This is a genomic window from Streptomyces sp. SP17BM10 (assembly GCF_036322405.1).
Classification (GTDB): domain Bacteria; phylum Actinomycetota; class Actinomycetes; order Streptomycetales; family Streptomycetaceae; genus Kitasatospora.
In genome coordinates this window covers 154656-181443 of record NZ_JAQYXB010000480.1, presented here as the reverse complement: position 1 = coordinate 181443, position 26788 = coordinate 154656, and the positions used below count along the sequence as shown (strand labels likewise).

The following is a 26788-nucleotide window of genomic DNA, read 5'->3' as shown; positions in this document are numbered from 1 at the left end:
TTCCCTGGTCCTTTCGTCTGGGGCATGGCGGCATGGCGGTACGCGGGCCGGGGCACTAGGCCGCGCGGGCCAGGATGTAGGTGCGCCGCTCGTCGAGGAAGCGGTCGAAGCGCAGCCCGGAGGCGCCGAGGACGTCGGGGAGTTCGTCGTCGCCGAGACGGTGGAAGACGCCGGAGAAGGTCCAGGTCCGATCGCCGACGCGGTACTCCTTGGTGCAGGCCACGATGCCGTCGTCGAGCTCTTCGACGTCGTAGTTGCGGAAGCGGGTGCCGCGGTTCTCCCATTCGGCCGGGCCGACCTTCTCGAAGAAGGCCGGGTCGGTGCGCTGGACGATGACGGCGCCGTGCGGCGCGAGGTGGCGGCGGCAGGCGTCCAGGAGCGGCTTCCTGGACACGTAGTTGATGAGCGAGGAGAGGAGCACGACGGCGTCGAAGGTGCGGTCGAGCCGGAGGTCCTCGATGCGGGACAGCACGGTTTCGACCTCGGTGGTGGCCGGGGCGCCGCCGGTCAGGCGGGCGAGCATCTCGGCGGACTCGTCCACGGCGACCACCGGGTGGCCCAGGGCGGCGAGCGGGTGGGTGACCCGGCCGGCGCCGGCGCCGAGTTCGAGGACGGAGGCGCGCTCGGGGATCGCGCCGTGGACGGCGGCGGCCGTTCCGGTGCCCGGGGGCAGGGTGGCGAAGAACTCCACGGCGGAGCCGTCGGGGGCGATGGTCCCGGGGCCGGTGCCGCGGGGGGTTCGCGGGCCCTCCGGTTCCACCGTCATCCGGAAGTCCGCCGCGGTGGCGCGGATGCCCGCCTCGACGGCGTCGCTGGACGGGCCGCGGAAGCGGAACCGGCCGCCGACGTGCTGGTGATAGGGGTCGGTGCGGGGCAGCACCCGGCCGACCGGCAGGAACGTTTCTGCGTACGGCCCGCCCTCGCGGCCGAGCATCGAGCTGCTGCCGGTGATGCGGCACGGGCGCAGCCGGGGCGCGGGGACGATCAGCCAGCCGCCCACCTCCCCGTCCTCTCCGCTCGCGGAGGTCTGGTCGACCGGCAGGTCGAGCTGGGTCCGCGCGAGCGTCTCCAGCAGGTCACCGCGGCCCGACTCGCGCCACAGGACCGGGATCTCGGCCCCGCCGGCGCGGGCGGCGACCTCCAGGAAGGCGCAGTCCCCGGTGGCCCGGTCGACGAAGAGCTCCAGGTGGAACACGGTCGGCCGGTCGGTCAGCGCCGCCAGGACGCGGGTGGCGAACTCCCGGATGCTGCGCAGGAGTCGGGAGTCGTCCTCCTCGACCGAGCCGAGCGGGATGCCGTCGGCGCGGAAGGCGAGGCAGTTGTTGACGTAGCGCGAGACGCGGTGGTCGGCCAGCCGCTCGCCGGTGAAGAGGCCGTCCACGTGGTAGGTCGGGTGCGGGTTGAACTGCTGGACCAGGTACGGCTCCTGGAAGGACCCGTCGGAGGCGGGGGCGGCGGCGTCGAGGTCGGCCGCCCCGGTGAGGAGCAGGACCCCGCTGGCCCCGCGGCCGGCCAGCGGCTTGAGGACCACCGGCCAGCCCGTGGACGCGGCGAACGCGCGCACCGAGGCGGCGTCCGTGACCCGCTCGAACCGGGGCACCGCCAGACCCGCGCCGGAAACCCGGCCGGCCATCGCGTACTTGTCGCGGAACGGGACCACCTGGTCGGTGCGCGGGCCCGGACAGCCCCACTCCTCGCGCAGGGCCGCGCCGGTGAGCAGATCGAGTTCCTGCATGGCCACGATCCGGTCCGGTGCGCCGTGCCGGCGCGCCAGGGCGGCGACCGCCGTCCGCACCTCGGCGAGGTCGTCGAGGTCGGCGACCTGGACGACCTCCGCCGCGTCGGCGGGCACCGCTGCCCGCCCGGCCGCGCTGGTGACGTAACCGACGCGGTGCGCGCGGTGGTCGAGGTAGCGCGCATAGTCCGCGAAGTCCGTGCGCGACCAGCGGTTGACGATCACGACGTGCGCGGAGTCCGGCAGCCCGGTCATCGGGGACCTCCAGGAGGGGATTGGTCGGCGGGGCTTTCGGGGCGGTCTGCGGCGGGGCTCGCCGGAGCGCTTTCGGTCGGGCTTTCGAGGTCGGGCCGGCCGAGCCGTCGCGCGAGCGCGGCCGTGCCCGGCCCGTAGAGGCCGTCCGCGGTCGGCGGGTCGAGGACGATGAGCCGCACGCCGTGGCCGTCGGACCGGAAGGACGCGACCTGTTCGTGTCCCCGGGCGATCACCTTCGCGCAGCTCCCCCGGTCCGCTTCGACGGGGACCGGAATCGTCACGCTGTGCGACGGGCGTCGGCGGATGGCATCGCGGAACTGCGTCTCCACGTCCTGCCACGGCAGGTCGGCCACGCCCGGGACCGCCTCCTGTACGGCACGCTGGAACAGGTAGCCCGGGAAGTCGGGCCAGGCCGCCCGCAGGCCCAGACCGGACGCCTGGCGAGGGTTCAACTCGGTGGCGACGAAGCCGTGTTCGCCCAGCCGGCCGTCGCCCCGCCTGCCATCGCCCAGCCGGCCGTCGGCCAGCAGGCCGTCGACGCTGAACATCCCGCGGAAGCCGGCGTTGGCGGCCAGCCAGTGCCCGGCCCGCCGGACGTGCTCGCGCATCCCGTCGGCGACGGCGGGATCCGGCCGCCACCGGGTGGAGGAGCCGCAGAAGGTGAGCCGTGCGCTGTCGCGGTCGCGCAGCGTCACGATCTCGATCGGGTCGAAGACCGCGACCCCGTCCGCCAGCACCAGCCCGAGGACGCTGCACGGCGTGCCCTCGACGAACTCGGCGACCCGGACCGTCCTGGCGCGCTCGCCCGCCCACCGCAGCGCCTCGGCGAGCGCCCGCGGATCGCCGTGCGGATCGCGGACCCAGCGCAGCCCGGTGGCGTTCCCGTAGTGGGCCCGGCTGGAGTCGATCGCGACGACGACGCCCGAACCCCGGTCGAGGTCCCGGACGTGACCGGACAGCGCCGGGTCGTCCGCCCGGGTCACGACGTGGCGCGGCGAGGGGACGCCGGTCGCCTGCCACAGGGCCTCGACCCGGGTCTTGTCCTCCCACGCGGACCAGGCGGGCCGGCGCCAGCCGTGCACCGGTCGGCCGTGGAGGTCGCCGGTCTCCAGGAAGTTGTCGCCCAGCGCCGTCCAGGTACGGTCCGGGTCGACCTGCTCCAGCCAGGAGCCGAGGGCCGGTGGTGAGCCGTCCAGCCAGGTGTAGAAGTCGCGGGGCGACACGTCGAGGCCGCGCTCCGCGCAGCTGAAGACGTACGGGACGGCGGGCGGGACCGCGTCCGGATCGGTCGCGGTGACGACCCCGGCGACCGTCGCGCCGCACGCGGTGAGCTCCTCCAGCACCGTCCGGGCCGTCCGTGTGAAGGACGGCCACAGGAGAACGGCCGAGCGGCCGGACCAGTGCTCCCGCAGGGTCTCGGCCGCCGCCTCCCCGACGAACCGCACCGGACGCTTCCTCTTGGTGCTCATGTGCTCTCCGGGAGTGGGGCGGGGGCCGGTGGGACGACGGCCGGCGGTGCCGGCGTGAGGTGGGCGCCCGGCAGCCGAACGGCGGCCACCCGCAGCACCGGGACGATGAGCGCGCTGGAGGCCACCAGGGCCAGCCACAGCACGGCGTTGCCCACCGCGAGCAGGGCCGTGAAGACGGCGGGCGCGAGCGCCCCGGACGCGCCGTAGGCGGTCTGGAAGAGCGCGTTGTACCGGCCCTTCAGCCCCTCCGGGGCGGCCTCGTACGCGGCGGCGCTCATCACCGACCCGAACAGCGCCTCGGCGGTGACCCCGAGCACGGAGACGAGCAGCACCAGCGGCACCACCAGGGCGGGAGCGGCCAGTTGGGCGGGTGCCATCAGCAGGAACGTGACGGCGAACACGGCTGCGGCCGCGGTCAGCGCCCGCAGCCGGGAGGTGCGGCGGCCGTACGCGATCGCGGGCTTCACCGCGACCATCAGCACGATGTTGCCGACCAGGACGGAGGCGCCGGCCAGCCACACCGGCCCCCGCAGCGTGCGCACGGCCACCAGGGGCAGGGCGACCGTCAGGCTGTTGGCCGCGAACGTGAACAGCACCTGGACCAGGCAGAGCACGAGGTACGGGCGGTCGCGCAGCACCGTCCCCCAGGTCCGTCCCGGGCCGTCGGGCGTGTTCCCACCTGTACGCGAAGGACCGGGCACCCGCAGCACCGCGCACACCAGGACGGCGGCCACCGCGAAGCTCGCGCCGTTGGCCCACGCCAGCGCGTGCAGTCCGGCGGTGCTGCGCCCGACCAACCCGGCCAGCCCGGCGCCGATGCCCAGCCCGGCGATCCGGACGATGCTCATGTTGCCGAGCGCCCCGACGAGCTTGCGCTCGCCGGCCAGCCGGGCCAGCAGCGGCGTGTTCGCGGTCCAGAAGATCCGGTCGCCGGCCGAGTTCGCCGCCGCGATCAGGGCGACCTGCCAGACCGTCCCGACCAGCGGGTAGAGCAGGAAGCCGACCGCCCGCACGACGTTGCTGACCAGCACCACCGGCCCCGGCCCGAAGCGGTCCACCAGGGTGCCGCCGAACGGGCCGGCGACCAGGCCGAACACCGCGCCCGCGGTGAGCGCGGCACCGACCTGCTCGACGGGCAGGCGCTGCGCCTGGACGAAGAAGAACAGGGAGATCGGCATCCACAGGCCGCTGCCGACGGCGTCGATGCTGCGGGCCGCGAGGTAGAGGCGGACCCGGGTCGGGCTGCCGGGGGCGTCGGCGGCCGCGTCGGTCCTTGTGGTCGCCGCGCCGCTCACGCGTGCTCCGGCCGTGCCGCGGGAACCTCCGCCGCATCCGCGAAGTCCCACTGCGCCGCCCCGGCCCACCAGCGGTCGACCTCCCGCAGCCGGTCGGTCAGCCCGTCGCCCGTGCCGCCGTCCGGCAGCCGGAAGAACAGATCGGCGACGCGGTGGGAGGGCGAGTCGGGCCCGTGGTAGCGGTGCCCGACCCGCCCGCTCGGCACGTACTTCACGGTGCCCGGCAGCGGGCAGTGCCGCGGCAGCCGCCGCAGGGTGGCCGTCTCGACGGGCGGGTACCACGTCGCGTACCCGTGCCGGAGGACCGTCCCCGGTCCGGGGAGGTCGACGGCGCGGCCGGCCTGGCCGAGCAGCGAGGCGCCGTGCAGGTTGACGCCGGTGGCGAGTTCGAACGCCTCGACGATGCTGCCGCCGCCGGCCCGGCAGGCGATCTCGCACAGCACGATTCGGTCGTCGGCGGTGCGGAAGAACTCGGCGTGGAACGCGCACGCCCCCGCCGGGCCCGGCAGCGCCCGCACCACGTCGCGGACCGCCCGCTGGAGCCGGGCGAACAGCGGGTCGTCCGGGGCCAGCATGCCGCTCACGAGCGGGGCGCTGCCGTGGTGGGTGAGCCACTGGCTGTTGAGGTACCGGGACGGGTGGCTCAGCAGCACCGCGCCGTCGGCCATCAGGCCGTCGACGTGGAACGTGTCGCCCTCGATCCAGGCCTCGGCGAGCAGCGGGGCCGGCCAGGGGCCGGTTCCCGGTTCCCGCAGCGACCGCTGGTCGGTGAGGACCCGCTGGCCCAGGCAGGCGACGCCGTCGACGGCCTTCACGACCACGGGCAGGCCGTGCTCGCGGGCGAAGTCCGCGAGCTCCGCGCCGTCGTGGACCAGCCGCATGGGCGCGACCGGCACGCCGGCCGCGCCGGCCAGGGACTTCATGACCTGCTTGTCCCGGTACGCCAGCGCGCTCGCCCCGGTCTGGCCGGGCAGACCGAGGCGGTGGCGCAGCCGGGCGGCGCGCAGCACGTCGCTCTCGGCCGTGGTGAGGATGCGCTCGACGGCGTGCGCGCGCACCAGGCGCTCGACGAGGTCCCCGGTCTCCGGTGCCGCGTAGTCGTCGACCACCTCCAGGTGCCGGAAGCGTCCGGACCACGCGGCCGGTCCGGCGTCCCCGAGCGCCGACGGGTCGGTCACGACGACCAACTCCTCGGCGCAGTCCGGGAACCAGGACGCGAGGCGGTCCAGCAGGGGCCGTCGGTTGAGCAGCAGGAGAGTCATGGCCGTCCGATCAGTAGCGGCGCTTGGGGTTGTCCACCAGCCAGTACTCCAGCTGCACGGTGAGCCTGGTCTGGGTGACGTCGGCGGCGACCTCGGACACCGAGTGCCAGGACGTCTCGGACGGCGGGAAGGCGAGCAGCTGCCCGCCGGTCGGCGGGATCCGGCGCACCGGCGGCACGGCCGGGTCGGAGCTGGTGCGCACCTCGTACGCGCCGCCGCCGTCGGCGGGCCACTCGGGGTTGAGGTAGAGGATCGCGGTGATCGCCTTGTAGGGCTTGTCCTTGTGGACGGAGATGAAGTCGCCGGCCCGGTAGGTGTAGATGGCGATGTCGGTGGGCAGCTCGCGCAGCTGCAGCCCGGTGCCGCGCTCCAGCCAGTCGACGAACTCCTCGCTGCGCAGCGATGCCAGGAGCTCGGCCCAGGCGGGGGAGAGGTCGGCGGCGGCGGGGCGCGGCTCGTTGTGCTCCTGGAGGTAGAGGAGGTTCATCGCGTACTGCTTGTCGTGGTCGGGGTCGGTGACCTTGACCGGGTCGTAGCCGTCGACGGGGGCGGTGGCGAAGAGCGTGCGGATCTGGTCGTCGGTGAGCACCCCGTGGGCGAGGTGGATCGCGAAGGGCTCGGTGATCTGCTCGAATTCCTGCTCGGTCCTGATCAACTGACTTCTCCTGCCTTGGATTCGACGGACGCGGTCGTGGTGGACGCGGTCGTGGTGGACGAGGCCCCGTGGGCCAGTAACTGGCGGACGGCGGCGGTGGCGTAGCTGCCCGACGGGAGGAAGAAGCCGAGGCCGATCCGGCTGCGTCCGGGGTTGAGCTCGTCGGGGGCCGCCGCGGAGAGGGACACCGTGGTCTGGACGACCGTGGGGCGCGCGGAGGTCCGGGCCGTGGCCGTTCCGTCGGTGAACGTGTACTTGGCGTAGGGGAGTTCGGCCGCCGTCGCGAGCACGGCGAGCGGCTTGTCGGCGTAGCGGTACTCCAGGCCGTCGAGTTCGACGGTACTGGTGTGCGGACCGCAGCTGTCGTCGACCGCCCGGCGCAGTGCCGCGTTCCAGTCGGCGGAGGCCTGGGCGGCGAGGTAGAAGGACGCGGTGCGCGGGTCGAGGGTCCGGAAGAACTCCTCGGCCGGGCCCTGCCACTGGGCGGCCTGCGGGCTCTCCGGCGCGCGCAGGCCGGCGAGTTCGCGCAGGGCGGTGTCCCAGTCGCCGGCGAGCATGGCCCGGCCGACCAGGTGGGTGCGCTTGGGCCCGCCGGGCACGCCGAAGCGCTGGGTGTCGTAGTAGTTGAGGAAGAACATGGTGTGCTTGCGCAGCCCGGCCAGCCGCTCGGCGCGCCCGGGGTCGAGGTTGCGCACGGTGATGCGGAAGCCGTTGCCCTCCAGCCGGCCGATGGCGAGCGGCTCGGCGCCGTAGCCGTGGTGGTGCAGGTCCAGCCAGTCGTCGGCGCGGTCGGCGACCCGCCAGCCCTCGGGGCCGAGTCCGGGTAGCGGGACGCCGGCGGGCACGGCGATGAGCTGTTCGGTGATGCCGTCCTCGTCCTTGAGTCCGCCGTAGGTGACGTCGGCGGTGGGCAGGGCGAGTTCGGCGGCGACGAGGCGGATCGCCTCCATGGTGGTGTAGCCGCTCTTGCGTAGCAGCAGGTAGCGCCACTGGGCGCCGGCGGACCCAGTGTGTTCGACCACCATGGCCTCGCGGACGAGGAAGTCGTGCGGACGTTGCTTGAGCACGGGCCGGTCACTCATGCGCGTCTCCGTTCCGGGCGGGCTCGCTCAGGTCGATCGGATCGGCCAGGTCGGTGGGCTCGGCCGTGCGGACGCGGGCGCCGAGCCGGTGCAGGGCGGCGGGGAGGTCCGGGTAGCCGCGCCGCAGGTGGTGGGTGCCGGTCACGACCGTGGGGCCGGGCACGGCGAGGGCGGCGAGGAGCAGGACGGCCGCCGCGCGGAGGTCGGGCGCGTGCAGCGGCGGCGCCGGGCGCGAGGGGGCCGAGGGGCCGTCGACGGTGAGGGTGCGGCCGTCCTGGCGCAGCCGGACGCCGAGCGCGGCGAGGCCGGGCGCGTAGCCGAACCGGCCGCTCCAGACGGTCTCGGTGATGGTGGACGGGCCCTCGGCGAGCGCCGCCAGCAGGGCGAGGAAGGGCTGGCTGTCGCTGAACACGCCGTGCGAGGCGACGGTGACGTCCACCGGGCGCAGCCGCTGCGCCGGGCGTACGGTCAGCGCGTCGTCGCCGCCCGCGCCGCCGAGGCCCAGGTCGACGCCGAGCCGGTCGAAGACCTCCAGCTCCGGGGCGAGCGCCGTCACGGCGCGCCGCATCCCGGTGCCGCGCACGGTGAGCGGGCCGGTGCTGAGCAGGGTGCCGGCGCACACCCAGGTGACGACCTCGATGAGGTCGGGCACCAGGACGTGCCGGGCCGGCCGGTCCAGATCGCGCCCGCCGCGCCCGGCGACGACCAGTGCGCCGTCGGCGCGCACGGTGATGTCGGCGCCCAACTCCCGCAGGACGTCGACGAGGTCGGTGACGTCCGGCTTGGGGTACGGGTTGCGCAAGGTGCTCACGCCCTCGGCGACGGCCGCCGTGAGGACCGCCATCTTGGTGGCCCCGGAGTAGTGCGGGCCGGTGCGCAGGGCGCGGTCGGCGGTGTGGTCGAGCAGGTCGATCTCGCAGCCCAGAAGCTTGTCGGCGGTGACCTGGAGACCGCCGCCGGCGAGGACGGCGGCCTGGGCGCCGAAACGTTCCAGCACGCCGACGTACTGCTCGACGGGCCGCTGCCCGCCGGGATCGTCCCCGATCCGGCAGCCGCCGGTGGCGGCGACCGACGCTCGCCCGAACCGGGACAGCAGCGCCGGCAGGAGGTACACGGAGCCGTGGATCGCGGCCGCGTCGGCGGGCAGTTCGGCGGTGTGCAGGCCGTCGGCGTCCACGGCGAGGGAGTCGCCGGTCCGCTCGGCCCGGCCGCCGAGGCGCCGGACGATTTCGGCCAGCACGTCGGTCTCGGCGATGTCCGGACAGTTGTCGATTCGTACCGGGGCACGCGCCGCCAAGGCGGCGGACACCACCGTCACCAGTGAATGTTTGAATCCGGACACAAGGGTGTCACCGGCGATTCGGGATATTCCGTCGGCGACCAGTGCGTCGTTATTGCGGACGGATAGCAGAGCCTGCGGTGCGGTCAACTGAAGCACTCCCCCCGTTGGGTCGGCAACGGAGCTTGACATGATCCCGTAGTGATCGTCAACAGGATTGTGCGTCGTCAACTGGCCGTCGCAGCACCGATTGTGAACCAGCGTTACGCGATCCGGAGGCACGTTGACTTGGATCTGGAGCTGTGCTTGCCTGGGAATCGGACGCAAGCGTCCGGTTGGATGGCCGTGAATGCGGCCGGGCAACTTGGGGGACAATTGACCGTCGTCGACGGTGAAAAGGTCAGGCATACGTTCTTCGACCGGCGGGGGCACGACGCCCGGCTCAATCTGAGCAGCAACGAGCTGGTCCATCCCGCCGCGGAAAGGCTTCTCGCGGCGGTCGCCGCGGAGTTCACGCCGGACCTGCTGCGGCAGTATCCGTGCAGCAGGTCCACGATCGACACACTTTCCGGGTACGTGCAGTGCGATTCCGACGAATTGCTCGTCACGCCCGGATCGGACACCGCGCTGCGCCTGGTCTGCGCCTATTTCGCCCGCCGCACGGCCGGGCAGGGCGAGGTGATCCTGCAGGATCCCAACTACGCGGCGTGGCGCGAGACCGCGGCCCTGCTCGGCCTGCCGCTGCGGCCGGTGCCGACCACCGGCCTGGACCTGGACGCCCAGGCCCGCGCGCTGATCGACGCGGCGGCCGGCAGCCGGGGCGCGCTGATCGCCGTGAGCGTGCCCAACGGCCCGATCGGCGGCTGCCTGACCGGTGAACAGCTCGACCGGCTCGGCGAGTTGGCGCGCGAGCGCGGGCACCTGCTGGTGATCGACAGCTGCTACCAGGTCTTCCACGGGCCGCTCACCGCCCAGTTGGCGCGCCGCGGCGCGAACGTGCTGGTGGTCCAGTCGCTCTCCAAGTCGCACGCCCTGGCCGGCGCCCGCGTGGCGGTCCTGTGCGGCGAGACCGGACTGCTCGCGCAGCTGGCCGCCGTCCCGCTGGAGCACGCGGTGTCGGCGCCGGCCCTGCTCGCCCTCCGGGTGGCCATCGACCAGCACGACCGGTTCGAGGCGGTCTGGCGCGAACTGCGCGAGGTGCGCGCGGGCGCGGCGGCCGATCTGCGGTCCTGGGGCGTGCCCGTCGCCCCGTCCGGCGGCAACTTCCTGTCGCTGCGCCTGCCGTCCGCGTCCGCGGCCGCCGGCGTGACCGGCGCACTGTCCGACGCCGGCTACCGCGTGCGCGACCTGTCGGACCTCCCGGGCCTGGCGGGCTGGCTGCGCTTCACCGTCGCCGACACCGCCACCACCGAACGGTTCCTGCCGGTGCTGAAGTCCGCCGTCGAGCGGGTGGGTTGAGATGCGCGCAGCAGGGATTCCGGCCGGCTCGATGGTTGGCATGTCCGGGTCTACGGCCGTCGTCCCGGGGACGGTCACCCCGAAGGCCGCCGCTCCGAAGGCCGCCGCCCCGACGACCGCCACCGGCCGGGAGCGCTGACATGCCCGTGCTCGCTCCCGACTGGACCGGCACCGCGTCCTGCCGCACCGCGCCCTACCGCTGGCTCGCCACCGCACCCGGCCACCTGTACGACGAGGACACCGCGGCCGAACTCGCCGCGACCTTCCCGCAGGACGGCTACGCGCGCCTGGACGCCACCGGCGCGGGCCGCGACAAGACCTACCGCAACTACTCCCGCCCGGTGCTCGGCCCCGGCCACGACGCCCCGGCCGACCTGCCCGCGCCCTGGCGCGACCTCGTCGCCGACCTGGCCGGCGAGCCCTACCGCCGCCAGGTCGCCGACCTGCTGGACCAGCCGGTCGCCGGCGCCGTCGAGATCCGCCTGGTGCGGCACGCCGACACGGACTGGCTCGGCCCGCACACCGACCGCGCTGACAAGCTCTTCAGCCACGTCCTGTACTTCAACCCCGGCTGGCAGGCCGAATGGGGCGGGTGCCTGGAGATCCTCGACGGCGACGACCCCGCCGCCGTCCACGACCGCGTAGTGCCGCGCCTGGGCGCCTCCGCACTGCTTGTCCGCTCCGAGCGGTCCTGGCACCAGGTCGGCGCCGTGACGGCCGGCCGCGGCCGCGAACGGCGCTCCCTCGTCCTCCACGGGCTCTGCTGAGCATGTCCGCGGCTCCCCACCCGGCCCTCCGCCCCGCGGACCCGCCGTGGCCCGCGACGGCCGCCCGGTCCGAGCGGATCCTCGTCCTGGGCAGTCCGGGATCCGGCAAGACGACCCTGGCCACCCGTCTGGCCGGCGCCACCGGACTGCCGCTGCACCACCTCGACGACCTGTACTGGGCGGCCGACTGGAGCCGCCCCGACCCGCGGGCGTGGGAGCGGACGCAGCGCCGGCTGGTCGCGGGCCCCCGCTGGATCATCGAGGGCAACCACCTCCCGACCATCCCCGTCCGGATGGCGCGGGCGGACCTCGTCGTGCTGCTCGACGTCCGGCCGCGCACCTGCGCCGCCCGCGCCGTGCGCCGCGCCGCGGCCATCCGCCGCGGCCGTCACGACGGCCTGCCCGCCCTGGTCCGGGCCCGCGCCGAGGCCGGCCACCCGGTGGCCGCCACCCAGGACTTCCCCCGGCTGCTGTGGAAGATCGCCCGGTTCCGGGCCCGCTCCCTGTGGCCGGCCATCGAGCACGCCCGCGACAACCCCCACACCACCCTCGTCATCGCCGTCGGACCGGGCCGCGCCCGCCGGCGCCGCGCCCGGCTGCGCCGACGGCTGCGCCGGGCCGGCGTGTCCGCGCTGGTCCTGACGATCCGTCAACTCGACGCCGACGGCGAGGCCTGAACCCCCGACAAGGAGCTCCACCGTGCGCGTACTGGTCCTGTGGCCACCCCACGTCCCCAGCTACTTCAACGCCGGCCACCACCTGCCGGTCTTCAGCATCGCCGCCTACCTGCGCACCAAGGGCCACCACGTGGACGCGCTGGACGCCGGCGCGCTCAACCGCACCTGGAAGGAACTGGCCGACCGCCTCCACCAGGGCCGCTACGAGGCCGTCGTCCTCGTCAACGAGTACGACGTCGTCGAGGGCGTGCGCCGGGCCGCCGACTACACCCGCGCCCTGCTGCCCGAGGCGCTGCTCGTCACCGTCGGCCGGCTGAGCTACCAGAACCCCGGCTTCTTCCACACCCTCGACCTCGACGCCGTCGTCGCGAGCGGCGACTACGAGGCCGGCACCGCCGCCGCACTCGACTGGGCCGGCGCCGGCCGCCCCCCGGTCGACGGCCTGCCCGGCGTGCACCTGCGCCACACCGGCGAGTGGCACCGGCCGAGCGCCCCCGGCACCTGGCTGCCCGCCGAGGAGTGGGCCCTGCCGGACGTCACCGAAATCCCCTACACCGCCTACGAGAACCTCTACCGCACCGACGAGAACAAGTTCTGCGGCATCCCCGAACGGCTCGAACTCGTCGCCCCCGTGGCCCGCGGCTGCCCCGTCGGCTGCAGCTTCTGCGACGTCCCGCCCATGCAGGGGCTGCGCGAACGCCGGCTGACCGTCGAACGCACCGTCGACTACATCCGCGACTCGTTCACCCGGCTGCCCTTCGAGTACGTCGCCTTCTACGCGCCCACCTTCACCCTGAACCGCGGCTGGGTCCTCGACCTGTGCACCGCCCTCGAAGCCGAACCGCGCCACTACCCCTGGAAGTGCGCGACCACCCTGCACCACCTCGACGAGGAACTCGTCGCCCGCATGGCCGCCGCCGGGTGCATCCGGATCAGCGTCGGCGTCGAGACCTTCGAGGAGAACGCCGAACCGGGACTGCCCCGCGTCAAGCGCCGCGCCGAGACCCGCACCGAGGAGGTCGCCCGCTGGTGCCGCGCCCACGGGATCGAGCTGAACTGCTTCGTGATCGTCGGCCTCCCCGGCACCACCCCCGAAGGCGCCCGGCACACCATGGCCGCCGTCAAGGACCTCGGCGCCCGCGTCCGCCCCACCCTCTACACCCCCTACGAGCAGATGCGCGCCGACATGACCGAGGCCCAGCTCAGCGCCTACAACCGGCAGACCTTCGTCGACCCGGAGGCCGTCCGCGCCACCACGGGCCGCGAACCGGGCGAATTCCTCGCCCTGCTCTACGGCGGCGACGACTACCGGACCCCCGCCACCGAACGGATCCCCACCACCGAGCGCGTCCGCGTCGTCGAGCTCCTTCCCACCGTTGACGCCGGACAGCCCGGGTGAGCGACCGCCGGTTGCTGCCCGACCACCTGCCCAACCTCCGCGACCTCGGCGGGCTGCCCACCACCGGCGGCGCGCGGCTGCGCCCCGGCGTCCTGCTGCGCAGCTCCGCCCTGTCCGCCCTCGCCCCGGCCGGCGCCGAGGAGCTCACCCGGCTCCTCGGTCCGGGCGGCTACGTCGACCTGCGCACCGACCGGGAGATCGAGCGCGACGGAGGACCCGGGCACCTGCTCGCCCGCGGCTGGACCTGGCACCGCCTGCCCGTCCGCGACCGGGCCCCCGGCGACCACGGCGACACCCCCGACGACCAGCTGCGCCGCCACCTCGCCACGCTGCCCCGGTACCTGGCGACCGCCGAACGCGTGGCCCGGCTGCTGCCCGCCGCCGGCCCCGTCATCGTCGGCTGCTCCCTCGGCAAGGACCGGACGGGGATCGTGGTCGCCGTGCTGCTGCGGGCCCTCGGGGTCGGGGGGCCCGCCATCGTCGACGACTTCGCCCTGAGCAACGACCACCTGGCGGCCGGCCGCCACCACCTCCCGCCGCGCTGGCGCGACGCCGCCACCGTCAACGCGGCGCCCGGCCGGGTCTGCGCCGCGGTCCTGGACGCGTTGGACCACACGGACGGAGCCGGCGGCTCCGGCGGCCGGCCTCCCGCGCTGCGGCGAATCGCCGACGCGCTGGACGCCGTGCGTCCGCACCTGACCACGACCCGTCCGAACGCCGGACCGGCAGTGCCCCCGCTGACGGCCCGCTCACGAGACCGACAGGATGACCGATGTCCCCACTGACCGTCCCCCCGCCGACGGCCTACGCGCGAACACTGACGGCGCGCCCGCGACCCGTCACCGAGGCCGGAGGGCGGCTGTGCGCGGTCGTCGACGACCTCGCCGGCCCCCTCGCCGACCGGGCCGCGGAGAACGACCGGGCCGGCCGCTTCGCCGCGCCGAGCGTGCGACTCCTGGAAGCGGCCGGAGTGCTGGCCGCCTGCGCACCGGTCGCGGACGGCGGAGCCGGCCTGGAGTCGGTGCACGACCTCGGCGTCCTCACCGCCCGCCTCGCCGAGGCGGACGCCTCCGTGGCCACCGCGGTGTTCATGCACCTCGCCCTGTCCATGCACTTCGCCCGCACCGCCGCCGCGGCGCCGACCCGGGACACCCCGCAACACCGCTGGAACCGGGCGATCGGCGAGCGCCGCATGATCGTCTGCTCCACCGTCACCGAACCCGGGACGAGCGCCTGGCGCCCCGCCACCACCGCGGTCCCCGAGGACGGGGGCTGGACCGTCACCGGGCGGAAGGCCATGGCCTCCCTCTCGCCCGCGGCGACCCACTTCTACACCCGGCTGCGCGCGGAGACCCCCGACGGCCCGATGATCGGCTCGGTGTTGATCCCCGGCGACCTGAAGGGAGTCGACGTCCACGACAGCTGGGACGGCCACGGCCTGCGCGGCTCCGGCAGCGGCACCGTGGCGTTCGACCGGGTGCGCCTGCCCGGCGACGCGGTGGGCTACCGCGGCCGCTGGGGAGAGCGGCCCGGCACCGCGGCCCTCGGCGGCAAGGTCCGGGTGGCCGCCCCGCTGCTGGGCGTCCCGCTCGGCATCGCCGAGGCCGCGCACCGCACGGCCCTCGCCGCCCTGTCCGGGGACGGCGCCGGCGCCCCCGGCCGTCGGCGCACCGGCACCGCCGGGACGACGGCGGCCCTGGCCGAGCTGGAGACCGCCCTCGCCTCGGCCCGCGGCGTCCTGCGCTGCCTGCTGCTCGACGTGGACGCCCACGACGCGGACGCGCACGGGCCCGACCTCATGCGCGCCTGCATCGCCGCCGGCACGGTCGTCGAACGCGCCGCCCTGTCCGCCGTCGACCTCGCCATGCAGCTGTGCGGGGGCCGCAGTTACCGCGCCGGCCACCTGCTCGGCCGCCTCGCCAGGGACGTCCGGGCCACGATGTTCATGCGGCCGCACGCCCCCGCCGAGGAGTGGGCCGACGCGCTCGCCGACCTGGCCCTCGCCGCCGCTCAGGCCACCGTCGTCCGCACACCGGAGGGGACGCCGTGACCGCCCGCCGGGAGAACGTCCTGCTGCTCGACCGGGTCGGCTACGACCGGTACCGCCTGCCCGACGGCTCGCCCGTCCTCGACCCGGACCGCTACCGCGTCACCCTGCTCACCCGGACGCCGCTGGCCGGCCAGGCACGCCCCGGCGAGTGCGCCGAGGTCCTCGGCGTCCGGTTGTCCGACGCGGCCCTGCGGGACGCGCTCGTCCGGGCCGTCCACCAGGAGGTCGGCCTGGACCACCTGCTCGCCTTCAGCGAGAACCTGCTGCTGCCCGGCGCCCGCCTGCGCGAGCAGACGGGCGTCCGCGGCCCCTCCACCGCCCGGCTGCTGCCCTTCCGCGACAAGTCGGCGATGAAGCGGACCGCGGCCGGGGGCGGCCTGCCGGTGTGCGACTGGCGGCCCGTCGAGCGCGCCGCCGACGCCGCCGGCCTCCTCGACCGCCACGGCCGGATCGTGCTCAAGCCCAGGTTCGGCAGCGGATCCGCCGGCATCCACGTCGTCGACTCGCGCGCCGCGCTGGCCGCGCTGGACGGCCACGCCCTCGCCGGGCACCAGGCCGAGGAGTTCGTCGACGGCGGGATGCTCCACGTGGACGTCGCCGTGCACCGGGGCGAGCTGCTCACCTGCGTGGTCTTCCGTTACCTGACCAGCACCCTGTCCCACGTCGACAACCGGCCGATGCTCTCGGTCACCGTCGACGACCCGCAACTCGTCGAGCGCGCCACCGAGTTCACCCGGAGGGTGGTCAAGGCCTTCGACGTCACCGACGCCGTCCTCCACCTCGAACTCTTCGAACTCGCCGACGGCGCACTCGTGTTCAACGAGGTGGCGGTTCGCAACGGCGGCGGCGGCATCGTCCCGGTCGTCCAGGCCCTCACCGGCGTCAACCTCTACGAGGCCATGGTCCGCCTCGCTCTCGGCGAACGTCCCAGCACCGGATATCCGCGAACCCACCGGGCCGCCGGCGAGTTCATCTGGTACAGCCGGCCGGGACGCCTCGCCGCCATCGACGACGAGGCGATCCCGAGGGACTGGCTGATCAGCCGGCGCGCCACCGCGGCACCCGGCGACCTCCTCCGGGCCTCCGGCTTCTCCGGCGCCGGCCTCGTCACCTACGCCGTCGGCGGCCGTGACGAGGCCGAGGTGCGCGCCCGGCTCGAGTTCATCCGGACGCACACCGGGATCACCTACGCCGACGAGCCCGCCCGCCACTCGTCGAACCCGGCCACCGTCCGCACGCCGTCGTCGAGCACCGACCGGTAGACGTCCCAACTGCGCACGCCGCGCCCGTACTCGGGGTTGTCGGCCCACGCATGCTTGATCAGCAGGATCGCCTCCCGGGCCTCGGCGGTGAGCCGCGGCGGCAGCGTCCGCAGGTGCGCCAGGTCCGGCTGGCGGTCCGGCTCGTCGACGAACCAGATGTCCAGGGACCACCGTCGGCCCTGTGGCGAGCGGTAGTCCAGCCCGAGGTACAGCCCGTCCGGGTAGCCGGGGTCGGTGTTCCAGGCGCCGGTGTCATTGCGGAACCGCACCTGCCGCACCCGCTCGTGCAACGCCAGCCGCGCCCCGATCCCGGCCACGGCCTCGTGCACCCCCGCGTCGAGTCGGGGGCACACCACCGTGACGTCCAGGTCCCTGCGCACCATCAACCCCAATGCCGCACTGCCCACCCGCACCGGATCCCCGAGCCGCCCGAGCGACTCGTCCAGCCCCAGGTCCTTGCCGACCTCCTCCGCCTCGGCCTGGAGCTCGTCCTGTCGCTGCATCAACTGATTCGTCGTCATGTCACCATTGTCCCAGGCCCGCCGTGGGCGGGATGTGCAGCGCTGTCCACGCCGAGGAGCAAACCGCATGGTGCGGACACCGCCCGCAAAGGAGCGCGTGGTCGGGTCCACGGACTGAGCACGTTCATCTGTCCGTGGCTGAGCACGTCGCCGGGCACGCGTAGGCGACGGTCGTCGGCGCGCTACGGGGCCGACGGGACCGGTTCGTTCCGGTGGCAGGGGTGGAAGCGGGCCAGGTAGGCCATGGTGGGGCCGTGTCGTGTCTCCAGGTGGAGGCCGGAGGAGTCGGCGAGGCGGTGGAGTCGGCTGAAGGGGATCCAGTGCCGGTCGAAGAACTCGCCCACCACGAGCCTGCCGGTCGGCGCGAGTACCCGGGCGGCCTCACTCAGGACCTGGTCGGGTTCGGGGATCTCGCCGAGTGCGGTGACGAGATAGACCGCGTCGAAGGTCCTCTCATCGAAGGGCAGGGTCCGCGCGTCGGACTCGGTGGCGGTGATGTTCGTGATGCCGCGCGCTTCGGCACGACGGGTCACGTGGTCGAGCATCTCCGGCTGGATGTCGACGATGTCGAGCCGCCCCTCCGGGCCGAGCTGTGGTGCTGTGTGCAGGGACTGCAGGCCGGTGCCGGGGCCGATCTCGAGGATCCGTTCCCCGGGCCGGGGGCGGAGTATCCCGTCGAGACGCCCACAGGTCAGGTAGGGCAGGGGGATGTCGAGCAGGCCTCGCTGGGCGTACGGGTAGGGCGCCTTGTCTCCGAACCACCAGGCTGCCGCCGCGGCGCCGCCGGCGGCGGCCAGTCCCCAGCGGGTACGGCGAGCGGTCAAAGCAGTCATGATCTCTCCAGGGAACGAAATCGGTAAGAAGCAGAGGTGCTGCGAGGTCGGCCGAGATCTGAGTGTGGGAGCGTTCGGATGGCCAGGACGGCACAGACGACCGCCAGGGGCAGCTCGGGGAACACCGCCATGGCCACCGCCACAGCCCGGTCCCCATCCGGTGCGGCCGTGACGACGTCGAACCAGGCGTCCACCACCGGTAGCGGCGCGGTCGCGGCCGCCGCCAGGCAGCCGCGGGGGTCACGTCGTCTGAGGAGCATGCCGGTGGTGATCAGGCCGAGCGCCTCCAAGCCGTCGAATCCCGCCCACGCCGTCGACCAGTGCGCGGCCACCGCCGTGGCCGGAAGCCCGAACGCCAGCACGAACAGCCACGGGACCAGCGCCAGACCGGAACCGATCAGCACGAACGCCGGCCAACGCGGCCCGAGCCGCCGCGCCGGGCGGCCGGGACCGGCGCGCTGGACGGACATGAGGGTGCTCATCGGCCGGCTTCCCGGAGGGTCGTGAAGTAGTCCGCGGTGGCGAGGACGTGCTCCCGGTCGTCGATGGCGGCGAACAGACCGTCGGAGTCCCGGCGCGCCGGCTCCAGCAGCAGCTGGCGCACGTCCTCGACCGAGCTCGAGTCCAGCGCGCCGGTGGGCTCGGTGCTGCTGGAGGGCTCGTCCGGACCGGCGATCAGGTTCGGCAGCGTGGACGTGCCGCTGCCGGAATGGCCGAGGATCGCCACACATTCACCGGACGCCACGGGCCAGGTCACATCGGCCAGCGCGGGCGGGCCGCCGTCATATTTCTTCGTCGTGTCGCGAAGATCGATCACCGGCGCATTCGTCATGGCCCTGAACCTACGAACAGAACGCTATCCGTCGCGTCGGCCGGTGGATGTCACCGTTCCCCAGGCCATCGGCCGGGCGGTGTACCCCGCGTACATCCCCGGGGCGACGCGAGGAGCCGACGTCGCTGAATACGATCTCCGTATGGAAGAGCTTCTCCAGCGCCTCTCGACATCGGAGCGCATGACCTGGCTGACGGACCAGGCCGTGGTGCTGGCCACCGCCTGCTTCTACACGGTGATGCTCTGCTGGTCGATCGCTCAGGTGCGGGACCACGACGGCCTGTTCCGGCTTCCCGGCCTCGGGCCCTTCCAGCAGATAGGTCTGTGCGTCGTGCTCGCCCTTCCGGTTCTGCTGATGCGCCGTCTGCCGGCGGCGGTCTTCGCGGCGATCCTGGGCGAATCGGTCCTCGGCGACCTCTTCGGCGTGCGGCCCTGGATCGTGTTCGTCCTGCTCGTCGTCTTGGGAGGGAACCTCGCCGTCCGGCGGCCGAAGGCCGCCGCCGTCGGCTCCGTCGCGGCCGTCGCGGCCGCGTTCGTCGAGAACATCCACGTCTACCCCGGGGAGACCCTCAGCGACGCGGCCCAGTGGGCCGGGCAGTTCGCGTTGTGGTTCGCGGTCGCGTGGGTCTTCGGGGGGGTGTATCGCAAACGCCGTGAATACCTCGGAGCCTTGCACGAGCAGAGGGCGGCCCGCGCCGTCGTCACCGAGCGGCTGCGGATCGCCCGCGAGCTGCACGACAGCGTCGCGCACAGCATCGGGATCATCACGGTGCTGTCGGGAGCGGCGGCGCGGGTCGTGGACACCAAGCCCGAGCAGACGCGGCAGGCGCTGACCGGCATCGAGTCCACCAGCCGTCAGACGCTGCTCGAGCTGCAGCGCATGCTCGGGGCGCTCCGCCGCGCCGAGCCGGACGACGCCATGCCGGGGGCCGCTCCGCTGGCGCCGGCCGGCAGCCTGGCCGATATCCCGCGGCTCGCCGAACGCACGGCCGACGCCGGGGTGCGGGTCCACGTGGCCTGGCAGGGCGAGCGGCGTCCGCTGCCGCCGGAGATCGAGCTGTCGGCGTTCCGGATCGTCCAGGAGTCGGTGACGAACGTGGTGCGGCATTCCGGTGCGCGGACGTGCCGGGTCGCGGTGGGTTACGAGCCGACAGGAGTGACGATCGAGGTGGTGGACGACGGGGATGACGCGACCGGCAGGCCCGGCCGTCCGAGGCCCTCGGCGGCGGCCGGCGGGAGCGGCTTCGGCCTGCTCGGCATGCGCGAGCGGGTGGCGTTGCTGTCCGGCCAGTTCAGCGCGGGCCGGCGTCCGGAAGGCGGATTCCGGGTGACGGCGAGGCTCCCGGCATGAGCGTGCGGGTGCTGCTGGTCGATGACCAGCCGCTGATGCTGCTCGGGCTCGGGATCCTGATCGGCGACACCGCCGACCTGGAGGTGGTCGGCGAGGCCGGCGACGGCCGCGAGGCGGTGCGCCTGGTGCGTGAGCTGCGGCCGGACGTCGTGGTGATGGACATCCGGATGCCGGACATGGACGGGATCGAGGCGACCCGGCAGGCGACCGCCGAGCCGGACCCGCCCAAGGTGCTGGTGCTGACGACCTTCGACGACGACGAGTACGTCTACGGCGCTCTGCGCGCCGGCGCCAGCGGATTCCTGCTCAAGAGCATGGCCCTGGACGCGATCCTGGACGCGATCCGCGTGGTGGCGGCCGGCGACGCGTTGATCGCGCCGAGCGTCACCCGACGGCTGATCGCCGACTTCGCCGGAACCTCCGCCACCCCCGTGGCCCCCGCACCGGACACCGAGCCCGCCGCGGACTCACGTCTCATCGCGGGGATCACCGACCGGGAGCGCGAGGTGCTGGCCCTGGTCGGACAGGGGCTGTCGAACGGTGAGATAGCCGAGCGGTTGGTGATCAGCGTGGCGACGGCGAAGACCCATGTCGCGCGTCTGTTCGCCAAGCTCGAGGCCCGGGACCGCGTCCACCTGGCGATCATCGCCTACGAGAACGGACTCACGCCGGGTAGACGGTAGGGCAGGGTGAGAAGAACGATCGCCGACCACGAGTTCGCCGCGTTCGCCAGAGTGGCGGATCATCCCGACAATTACTCAGCTCGTCGTTTGACCTTCGGTGTTGACTCGATGGTGTTCGAGCTGGTCACCCACATGGGGGTCTGCCGGACACGGCGACGGCCTTCGTCTCACGCTGTGTGATGCCGAGTCGCACAACGGAGCCGCAGGCCGTCGGTGTCGAGCGTCGCCAATGAAGCCGTTCGCCAGCAGGCAATCGCGGAACTGTCCTCGCGGGCAGGCCGGAGACCGCCGAGGGTGAGTTCACCCTGCCCATGCTGACCGGCGTGCTGCGCGTCCGGCGGGTGTGACCCCGGGGCCCTTACGGAGCTGTCCCGGCGAACCGGGTCACGAGGAGGTCGAGGCGCTCCTCCTGCCAGCCGGAGGGGATGCGGCCGCTCTCCGAGAGGACGGCCATGCCGTGCAGCGCGCTCCAGGCGACTTCGGCGAAGAGTTCGCGCCGCTCGTTCTCCGGGGGGAAGCAGGCGACGAACTCCTCGAAACAGGCCCGCATCGGGGCCGGCGTCTCGGTGCTCGCGAACTTCAGGTCGGTGGGCAGGATGAACATCGCCTGGTAGAGGGCGGGCCGCTGGACCGCGAAGTCCAGGTAGGCGCCGCCGACCGCCCGCAGGGCCTGCCCGGGGCCGGCGGCGGCGTCCTGTCGGGCGCGGTGCAGGTGGGCGGCGAGCTCGGCGAACGCGTCCAGGGCGACGGCGCTCACGATCGCGTCCTTGCCGTTGAAGTGGCTGTACAGCACCGGCTGGCTGTACTCGACGCGTTCGGCCAGCCGCCGTGTCGTCACGGCCTCCCAGCCCTCGGTCTCCGCGAGCTCGCGCGCGGCCGTGATGATCAGTCGGTGGCGTTGGGCGCGTTCGCGTTCGCGGCGCTCGCTGATGGCGGACATGTCGCCATTGTAGCGGCGCTAGACATCCTGTCGCAGGCAGAGCGCCGCGGCGCACCGAGGCCTCAGACCGCCAGGCCGACGGTGATGTGCGGGGCCAGGGCGCGGAGGAACGCGGGGGCGTCGAAGAGCTCGCCGGCCGACGCGACGCCGGCGGCGCCGGCCTCGCCGTTCAGGAGCCGGGCGACCGCCTCCACCGCCAGTGGGGCCGTCACGGCGTAGATGTCCCGGCCGGTGGCGACGGCGCGGCGCTCGGCGGCGCCCCTGCGGACCACGACGTCGACGACGAAGGTCTGCGCCGAGCGGCCGTCCGCGTCGACCGGGGCCGGGGCGGGGGTGTCGGGGGCGACGACCTGCGTCGCGGCCTCGACCGTCATGTAAGTGCGGACCTCGGGGATCCGCAGGTGGCTCGGGATCGTGATGACGTCGGCCATCGTGAACTCGGCGACGACGGCGCGCGTGCCGGTCGGGTCGGGGAACGTCCACTCGGTGGTCGCCGGGGCGTCGTGGCGCCGCTCGATGGCGCCCTTGGTGTAGACGAGCCGGCCGCTGCCGCGGCGCTCGCGGGAGACGGCGCTGGAGCGGCGGGTGCCGGCGGTGGGGTGCCAGCTGTCGAGGGCGTAGGCGACGTGGGCCTCGTCGGCGTCCGTCCAGTCGGCCATCGCGGCGGTGGCGAGGAGGTCGCCGAGGCCGCCGTAGAAGGCCATCGCGGGCAGGACGGTGACGCCGGCGGTGCGGGCGCGCTCGGCGAAGTCGGCGAACGTGTCGATGTTGGCCTCCAGCTCGGCGGCCACGTCGACGTACGGGATCCCGGCGCGCAGGGCGGCCTCGATGACGGGGGCGGTGGTCGAGGCGAACGGGCCGGCGCAGTTGATGACGGCGGCGGCGCCGGCCAGGGCCGCGTCGAGGGCGGCCGGGTCGTCGACGGAGGCCGGGCGCACGTCGAGGCCCGTCCCGTCGGCCAGTTCGTGCAGCTTGGCGGCGTCGCGGCCGGAGAGCACGGGGGTGAAGCCGCGCTCGCGCAGGTGGGCGACGACGAAGCGGCCGGTGTGTCCGTAGGCGCCGTAGACGGTGACGGTGGTGTTCGACATTGGGGTTCCCCGTGCTCGTTCCTTGATCCGACGCGTTCATCCTGCCGGGGGCGGACCACCACTGACAGTGTCCGGAACGACAGGACCCGTACACTTCCGGACATGGGGACTGTCGCACTGGCCGTCACGGACGGCATGCTGCACTTCGAACTGGGGCTGGCCTGCGAGGTCTTCGGGGCCGACATGACCGGGCGGGCCGAGTCCTGGTACCGCCTGGAGCTCTGCGGGCCGGGGCCCGTGCAGGTCGGGCGGTTCCGCGTCCAGCCCGACCACGGGCTCGACCGGCTCCCGTACGCGGACACCGTCGTCGTCCCGGGCTGGGCGGACGTCGACGAGGAGCCGCCCCGGGAGCTCGTCGAGGCCGTGCGCGCGGCCCACGACAATGGCGCGCGTGTGGTGTCGCTCTGCACAGGTGCGTTCGTCCTCGCCGCCGCCGGACTGCTGGACGGGCTGCGGGCGACGACGCACTGGGCGCACACCCGCGTCCTCGCTGCGCGCTTCCCCGAGGTGCAGGTCGACCCGGACGTCCTCTACGTCGACAACGGGCGCGTCCTCACCTCCGCCGGCAAGGCCGCCGCGATGGACCTCTGCCTGCACCTCGTCCGCCTCGACCACGGCTCGTCCGTCGCCAACGCCCTCGCCCGCCTCCTCGTCGTGCCGCCCCACCGGGACGGCGGCCAGGCCCAGTTCGTGCCCACCCCGGTGCCCGCGCCCGGGAACCACCCGCTCGCCGACCTCCTCCCGTGGGCGATCGAACGGCTCGACCAGCCGCTGACCGTCGAGGACCTGGCCCGCCGGGCCAACATGAGCTCGCGCCACCTCGGCCGGCACTTCCGCTCCGTCACCGGCACCAGCCCGCTCCAGTGGCTGCTGACCCAACGGATCCGCCACGCCCAGGAGTTGCTGGAGACCACCGAGGACAGCGTCGACGCCATCGCCGCCGCCACCGGCATGGGCACGGGCACCACGCTGCGCCGGCACTTCAACCGCACGGTGGGCGTGCCGCCGGACGCCTACCGGCGGACCTTCCGGCTGCGCACCAAGGTCACCCGCTGAGCAGCCGCCACGCGGTGAGGGCGACGGTGGCGCGCAACAGGCCGGCCGGCTCGGTGAGTTCGAGGCCGAGCACCTTGCCGAGCTGGTCCAGGCGGCGGGCCACGCTGGTGTGGTGCAGGTGGAGGACGGCGGCGGCGCGGCGCAGGGAGCCGGTGGTGCAGTAAGCCTCCAGCGTCTCCAGGTCCTCCGGGTCGCACGCCTCGACGCGGGCGATGGCGGCGACGTCGGGGTCGGCCCGGACGGCGTCCTCCGGGAGCTGGGCGAGGAGGGCGACGGCGCCCAGGTCGGCGTGGTGGACGACGGGTCGGCGCGTGGTGGTGAAACGCAGTGCGGTGCGGGCCTCGCGCCAGGATCGGGCCGGTGTCCCGGCGGCGCCGATGCCCGCGCGGACGCCGGCCGGGAGGTGGGACGGGTCGACGGTTGTGGCCAGGACGGCTCCCACGTCGGCGAGTTGGGCTGCCTTCACCGGACGGCCGAGGCACAGGAGGGCGCCGATCCGGTCGAGGGGGAGCTCCGTGCGCACGGCGACGGCGCGCACCGGCAGGTCGGCGGCGAAGCCGAGCAGGCGCAGCGCGCGGGCGCGGGCGGCCTCGTCGGTGTCGGCGCCGATGACGAGCTCGACGAGGGCGGGGTCGGCCATGGTGGTGTGCGCGGGGCCGTAGCGTTCGACGGCCGTGGCGACGGCGATGGCGAGGCGGTCGAGGAGGAGCTCGTCCAGGAGGCCCGCGGGGGTGGGGCGTTCGAGCCACACCGTGCCGATCTCCTCCTCGTCGAGGGTGATCGGCGTGGACGTGGTGACGGAGGGCGGCCCGGGTGCCTCGCGGCCGTCGGGGGTCATGCGGATCGTCCGGCCGGTGCCGGTGAGGCGGATGCCGGCCGTGCACTCGGCGAGGTTCGCGGAGGCGCGGGCGAGGGCGGGGAGGTCCACGCGCCGGCGCATCAGGGTGTCGTAGAACATGACGACGCGGACGGCCGCCTCGACGTCCGAGCCCAGTTGCGACATGCGTACCGCCAGTGCCTCCATGGGCCCGAGGATATGCGGGCACGGGGGAGCGCGGGCGCGCCGGTCGGTGCGCGATCCCGGCGCAACGCACGACGGTCGGCGGAGGACCGGGCGGGCGGCGGCCGGGACGATGGTGGGCATGGATCCCGAACTCGAAGCATTCGTCCCGTTCTTCCCCGACGTCGACCTCGACGACCCCGCCTCGGCCCGGAAGAGTCTCGCCGCGCTGGCCGGCGGCGTGCCGGCAGCCGAGGTGCCCGCCATGGTGATCGAGGACCGCACGGCGCCCGGAGACCCCGGCGTGCCGGTGCGCGTCTACCGGCCGCAGGAGGCGCGCGGCGCCGTGATCTGGCTGCACGGCGGCGGGTTCGTCATGGGGGGCCTGGACACCGAGCACCCGTGGGCGGCCCGGATCGCCGCCGACTCCGGGGCGGTGGTCATCTCGGTGGGCTACCGCCTGGCGCCCGAGCACCCGTACCCGGCGGCGCTGGACGACGCGTACGCCGTCCTCGTCTGGGCCGCCGAGAACGCCGCCGACCTCGGCATCGACCCCGAGCGCATCGCGATCGGCGGCCACAGCGCCGGTGCCACCCTCGCGGCCGCCACCGCCCTCCTGGCGCGCGACCGGCAGGGGCCGGCGATCCGCTTCCAGCTGCTCAACCAGCCCGGCCTCGACGACCGTCAGGACAGCTGGTCGGCGCGGAACTTCACGGACACGCCGTGGATGACCCGCGACAAGATCGGCGCGGCCTGGCGGCACTACCTGAGCGGCGCACCCGCCACCGCGTACGCGGCCCCGGCGCGCGCCGAGGACCTCACCGGCCTGCCGCCCGCCCACCTCGCCACCGCCGAGTTCTGCCCGAACCGCGACGAGGGCATCGAGTACGCGCTGCGCCTGCTGCGGGCGGGCGTGCCGGTCGAGCTGCACCAGTGGGCCGGGACGTTCCACGGCTCGCAGGCGCTGCTGTCGGCGGAGGTGTCGCAGCGGCAGATCGCCGAGCTCGGCGCGGTGCTGCGGCGGGCGCTGGCGTAGGGGGTTCCAGGGCTGCGGTGCGCTCCGGCGGGCGCCGGCGTAGCAGTGGACCCTCAGGCGGGCTCCGGCGGCCACGTGTCCGGCGCCAGGACGCCGGAGGCGTAGGCGCGGGCGACGAGGGCCGTGCGGTTGGGGACGTGCCAGCGGCGGGAGAGGCGGGTCAGGTGGTAGTTGACGCCGTCCCTCGTGAGGCCGATTTCCCGGGCGATCAGGGCGGTCGTCGCACCCCTCGCGGCGGCGGCCAGGATCCGGGCCTCGGTGGGGCTCACCCCGGTGCGCGGCACGGCGGTCTCGGACACCTCGGGTGCGGGCTCGGTGGGGAGGTCGGCGAGGACGCGCAGCGAGAGCAGCAGGTTCGGCGTCTGGTCGGGGGTGTCGCTCACGAGGGCGACGTCCATGACGCCGTGCCGTTCCGTACCGTCGCCGGCCGTCCACGACACCTCGACGCTGTACTGGGAGCGTCGGTGCTTGTGGACGGCCTCGGCGAGTGCCGGGAGGGTGTCGGCGGCGCTGCCCTGGAGCGTGAAGAACTCCAGGATCTTGCGGTGGTGCAACTGCCCCGTGAGCAGGCCGAACTCGGCGGCCATCGCGCGGTTGACGATGAGGATACGGCCCGCGTACTCGCACACGGCGATCGGCACCGGCACGTGGTCCAGCAGGCGCAGCGTGCGGTTGCGCCAGACGATGGCGCTGTCGCTGGGATACACGGGCTATCTCCTTCAGCAGATCTGACGTCACGTGGGCAAGACGCGGGTGCCACCGGGTACTACACAATCATGTAGTCGGCGGCGCCCGGTGCGCCG

Annotated in this window: 26 protein-coding genes; 11 read left to right on the top strand and 15 right to left on the bottom strand. The window is 74.1% G+C overall.

The annotated features are described in order from the left end of the window. Positions 1–55: 55 nt before the first annotated feature. The 7 genes from PUR71_RS08445 to PUR71_RS08415 are packed head-to-tail and all read right to left on the bottom strand — an operon-like array spanning position 56 to position 9224. Positions 56–1990, bottom strand: a complete 1935-nt coding sequence (locus tag PUR71_RS08445) for a methyltransferase domain-containing protein (RefSeq protein WP_329925747.1) — start codon at positions 1988–1990, stop codon at positions 56–58. Beyond that, a complete protein-coding gene (locus PUR71_RS08440) occupies positions 1987–3459 on the bottom strand; it encodes a hypothetical protein (RefSeq protein WP_329925746.1) in 1473 nt (490 codons plus the stop codon). Before PUR71_RS08440 ends, PUR71_RS08445 begins: the two co-directional genes overlap by 4 nt. Beyond that, positions 3456–4754, bottom strand: coding sequence for an MFS transporter (locus PUR71_RS08435; protein WP_329925745.1), 1299 nt, complete (start codon positions 4752–4754; stop codon positions 3456–3458). The genes PUR71_RS08440 and PUR71_RS08435 overlap by 4 nt, the downstream gene beginning before the upstream one ends. Then, entirely contained in the window at positions 4751–6016 is a 1266-nt protein-coding gene (locus PUR71_RS08430) for an ATP-grasp domain-containing protein (protein ID WP_329925744.1), read from the bottom strand. Before PUR71_RS08430 ends, PUR71_RS08435 begins: the two co-directional genes overlap by 4 nt. A gap of 10 nt (positions 6017–6026) precedes the next feature. Next, the gene (locus tag PUR71_RS08425; protein WP_329925742.1) at positions 6027–6671 is read right to left on the bottom strand and encodes a 2OG-Fe(II) oxygenase family protein; all 645 of its coding nucleotides are present in this window, start codon (positions 6669–6671) and stop codon (positions 6027–6029) included. Continuing rightward, on the bottom strand, positions 6668–7753 hold the full coding sequence (gene truD, locus PUR71_RS08420; RefSeq protein WP_329925741.1) for a tRNA pseudouridine(13) synthase TruD: 1086 nt from the start codon (positions 7751–7753) through the stop codon (positions 6668–6670). Before truD ends, PUR71_RS08425 begins: the two co-directional genes overlap by 4 nt. Then, the gene (locus PUR71_RS08415) at positions 7746–9224 is read right to left on the bottom strand and encodes a hypothetical protein (protein ID WP_329925740.1); all 1479 of its coding nucleotides are present in this window, start codon (positions 9222–9224) and stop codon (positions 7746–7748) included. The genes truD and PUR71_RS08415 overlap by 8 nt, the downstream gene beginning before the upstream one ends. 183 nt (positions 9225–9407) lie before the next feature. Here PUR71_RS08415 and PUR71_RS08410 point away from each other — a divergent pair, with 183 nt between their 5' ends. The 7 genes from PUR71_RS08410 (at position 9408) to PUR71_RS08380 (ending at position 16645) form a co-directional block, all read left to right on the top strand. Continuing rightward, complete coding sequence (locus tag PUR71_RS08410) at positions 9408–10490, top strand: aminotransferase class I/II-fold pyridoxal phosphate-dependent enzyme (RefSeq protein ID WP_329925738.1); 1083 nt, start codon at positions 9408–9410, stop codon at positions 10488–10490. A 140-nt stretch (positions 10491–10630) separates the two neighbouring features. Continuing rightward, positions 10631–11257: a 2OG-Fe(II) oxygenase family protein gene (locus tag PUR71_RS08405; RefSeq protein WP_329925737.1), complete on the top strand. Its 627-nt coding sequence runs from the start codon at positions 10631–10633 to the stop codon at positions 11255–11257. Between the two features lie 2 nt (positions 11258–11259). Continuing rightward, a complete protein-coding gene (locus tag PUR71_RS08400) occupies positions 11260–11934 on the top strand; it encodes a hypothetical protein (protein ID WP_329925736.1) in 675 nt (224 codons plus the stop codon). Positions 11935–11956: 22 nt separating this feature from the next. Beyond that, positions 11957–13333, top strand: a complete 1377-nt coding sequence (locus PUR71_RS08395) for a B12-binding domain-containing radical SAM protein (RefSeq protein WP_329925735.1) — start codon at positions 11957–11959, stop codon at positions 13331–13333. Continuing rightward, positions 13330–14118, top strand: coding sequence for a tyrosine-protein phosphatase (locus tag PUR71_RS08390; RefSeq protein WP_329925734.1), 789 nt, complete (start codon positions 13330–13332; stop codon positions 14116–14118). The genes PUR71_RS08395 and PUR71_RS08390 overlap by 4 nt, the downstream gene beginning before the upstream one ends. After that, positions 14106–15383, top strand: coding sequence for an acyl-CoA dehydrogenase family protein (locus PUR71_RS08385; protein WP_329925733.1), 1278 nt, complete (start codon positions 14106–14108; stop codon positions 15381–15383). Before PUR71_RS08390 ends, PUR71_RS08385 begins: the two co-directional genes overlap by 13 nt. After that, positions 15380–16645, top strand: coding sequence for an ATP-grasp domain-containing protein (locus PUR71_RS08380; RefSeq protein WP_329925731.1), 1266 nt, complete (start codon positions 15380–15382; stop codon positions 16643–16645). The genes PUR71_RS08385 and PUR71_RS08380 overlap by 4 nt, the downstream gene beginning before the upstream one ends. Here PUR71_RS08380 and PUR71_RS08375 read toward each other — a convergent pair. The 4 genes from PUR71_RS08375 to PUR71_RS08360 all read right to left on the bottom strand — a co-directional run bounded on the left by PUR71_RS08375 (position 16570) and on the right by PUR71_RS08360 (position 18831). After that, on the bottom strand, positions 16570–17166 hold the full coding sequence (locus PUR71_RS08375; RefSeq protein ID WP_329925730.1) for a hypothetical protein: 597 nt from the start codon (positions 17164–17166) through the stop codon (positions 16570–16572). The genes PUR71_RS08380 and PUR71_RS08375 overlap by 76 nt on opposite strands. Before the next feature lie 182 nt (positions 17167–17348). Further along, on the bottom strand, positions 17349–17999 hold the full coding sequence (locus PUR71_RS08370) for a class I SAM-dependent methyltransferase (protein ID WP_329925729.1): 651 nt from the start codon (positions 17997–17999) through the stop codon (positions 17349–17351). Then, a complete protein-coding gene (locus PUR71_RS08365; RefSeq protein ID WP_329925728.1) occupies positions 17996–18481 on the bottom strand; it encodes a hypothetical protein in 486 nt (161 codons plus the stop codon). Before PUR71_RS08365 ends, PUR71_RS08370 begins: the two co-directional genes overlap by 4 nt. Continuing rightward, positions 18478–18831 (bottom strand): ATP-binding cassette domain-containing protein, encoded by a 354-nt coding sequence (locus tag PUR71_RS08360; RefSeq protein ID WP_329925727.1) that lies wholly within the window; start codon positions 18829–18831, stop codon positions 18478–18480. The genes PUR71_RS08365 and PUR71_RS08360 overlap by 4 nt, the downstream gene beginning before the upstream one ends. On the opposite strand from PUR71_RS08360, the gene PUR71_RS08355 reads away from it, so the two are divergent. Continuing rightward, complete coding sequence (locus PUR71_RS08355; protein WP_329925726.1) at positions 18830–20182, top strand: sensor histidine kinase; 1353 nt, start codon at positions 18830–18832, stop codon at positions 20180–20182. The genes PUR71_RS08360 and PUR71_RS08355 overlap by 2 nt on opposite strands. Then, positions 20179–20865, top strand: coding sequence for a response regulator transcription factor (locus PUR71_RS08350; protein ID WP_329925725.1), 687 nt, complete (start codon positions 20179–20181; stop codon positions 20863–20865). The genes PUR71_RS08355 and PUR71_RS08350 overlap by 4 nt, the downstream gene beginning before the upstream one ends. 358 nt (positions 20866–21223) lie before the next feature. Here PUR71_RS08350 and PUR71_RS08345 read toward each other — a convergent pair whose 3' ends face one another. Continuing rightward, the gene (locus tag PUR71_RS08345; RefSeq protein ID WP_329925724.1) at positions 21224–21805 is read right to left on the bottom strand and encodes a TetR/AcrR family transcriptional regulator; all 582 of its coding nucleotides are present in this window, start codon (positions 21803–21805) and stop codon (positions 21224–21226) included. 62 nt (positions 21806–21867) lie between these two features. Beyond that, positions 21868–22893 carry a saccharopine dehydrogenase NADP-binding domain-containing protein gene (locus PUR71_RS08340; protein ID WP_329925723.1) on the bottom strand — a complete coding sequence of 342 codons (1026 nt, stop codon included), beginning with the start codon at positions 22891–22893 and terminating at the stop codon, positions 21868–21870. Positions 22894–22995: 102 nt separating this feature from the next. Here PUR71_RS08340 and PUR71_RS08335 point away from each other — a divergent pair, with 102 nt between their 5' ends. Beyond that, on the top strand, positions 22996–23949 hold the full coding sequence (locus PUR71_RS08335) for a helix-turn-helix domain-containing protein (RefSeq protein WP_329925722.1): 954 nt from the start codon (positions 22996–22998) through the stop codon (positions 23947–23949). Here the strand turns inward: PUR71_RS08335 and PUR71_RS08330 are convergent. After that, complete coding sequence (locus PUR71_RS08330) at positions 23939–24973, bottom strand: PucR family transcriptional regulator (protein ID WP_329925721.1); 1035 nt, start codon at positions 24971–24973, stop codon at positions 23939–23941. The genes PUR71_RS08335 and PUR71_RS08330 overlap by 11 nt on opposite strands. 118 nt (positions 24974–25091) lie before the next feature. Between PUR71_RS08330 and PUR71_RS08325 the strand changes: the two genes are divergently transcribed. After that, on the top strand, positions 25092–25985 hold the full coding sequence (locus PUR71_RS08325) for an alpha/beta hydrolase (protein ID WP_329925720.1): 894 nt from the start codon (positions 25092–25094) through the stop codon (positions 25983–25985). A gap of 53 nt (positions 25986–26038) precedes the next feature. Here PUR71_RS08325 and PUR71_RS08320 read toward each other — a convergent pair whose 3' ends face one another. After that, positions 26039–26692, bottom strand: a complete 654-nt coding sequence (locus PUR71_RS08320) for a LuxR C-terminal-related transcriptional regulator (RefSeq protein ID WP_329925719.1) — start codon at positions 26690–26692, stop codon at positions 26039–26041. Positions 26693–26788 lie beyond the last annotated feature (96 nt).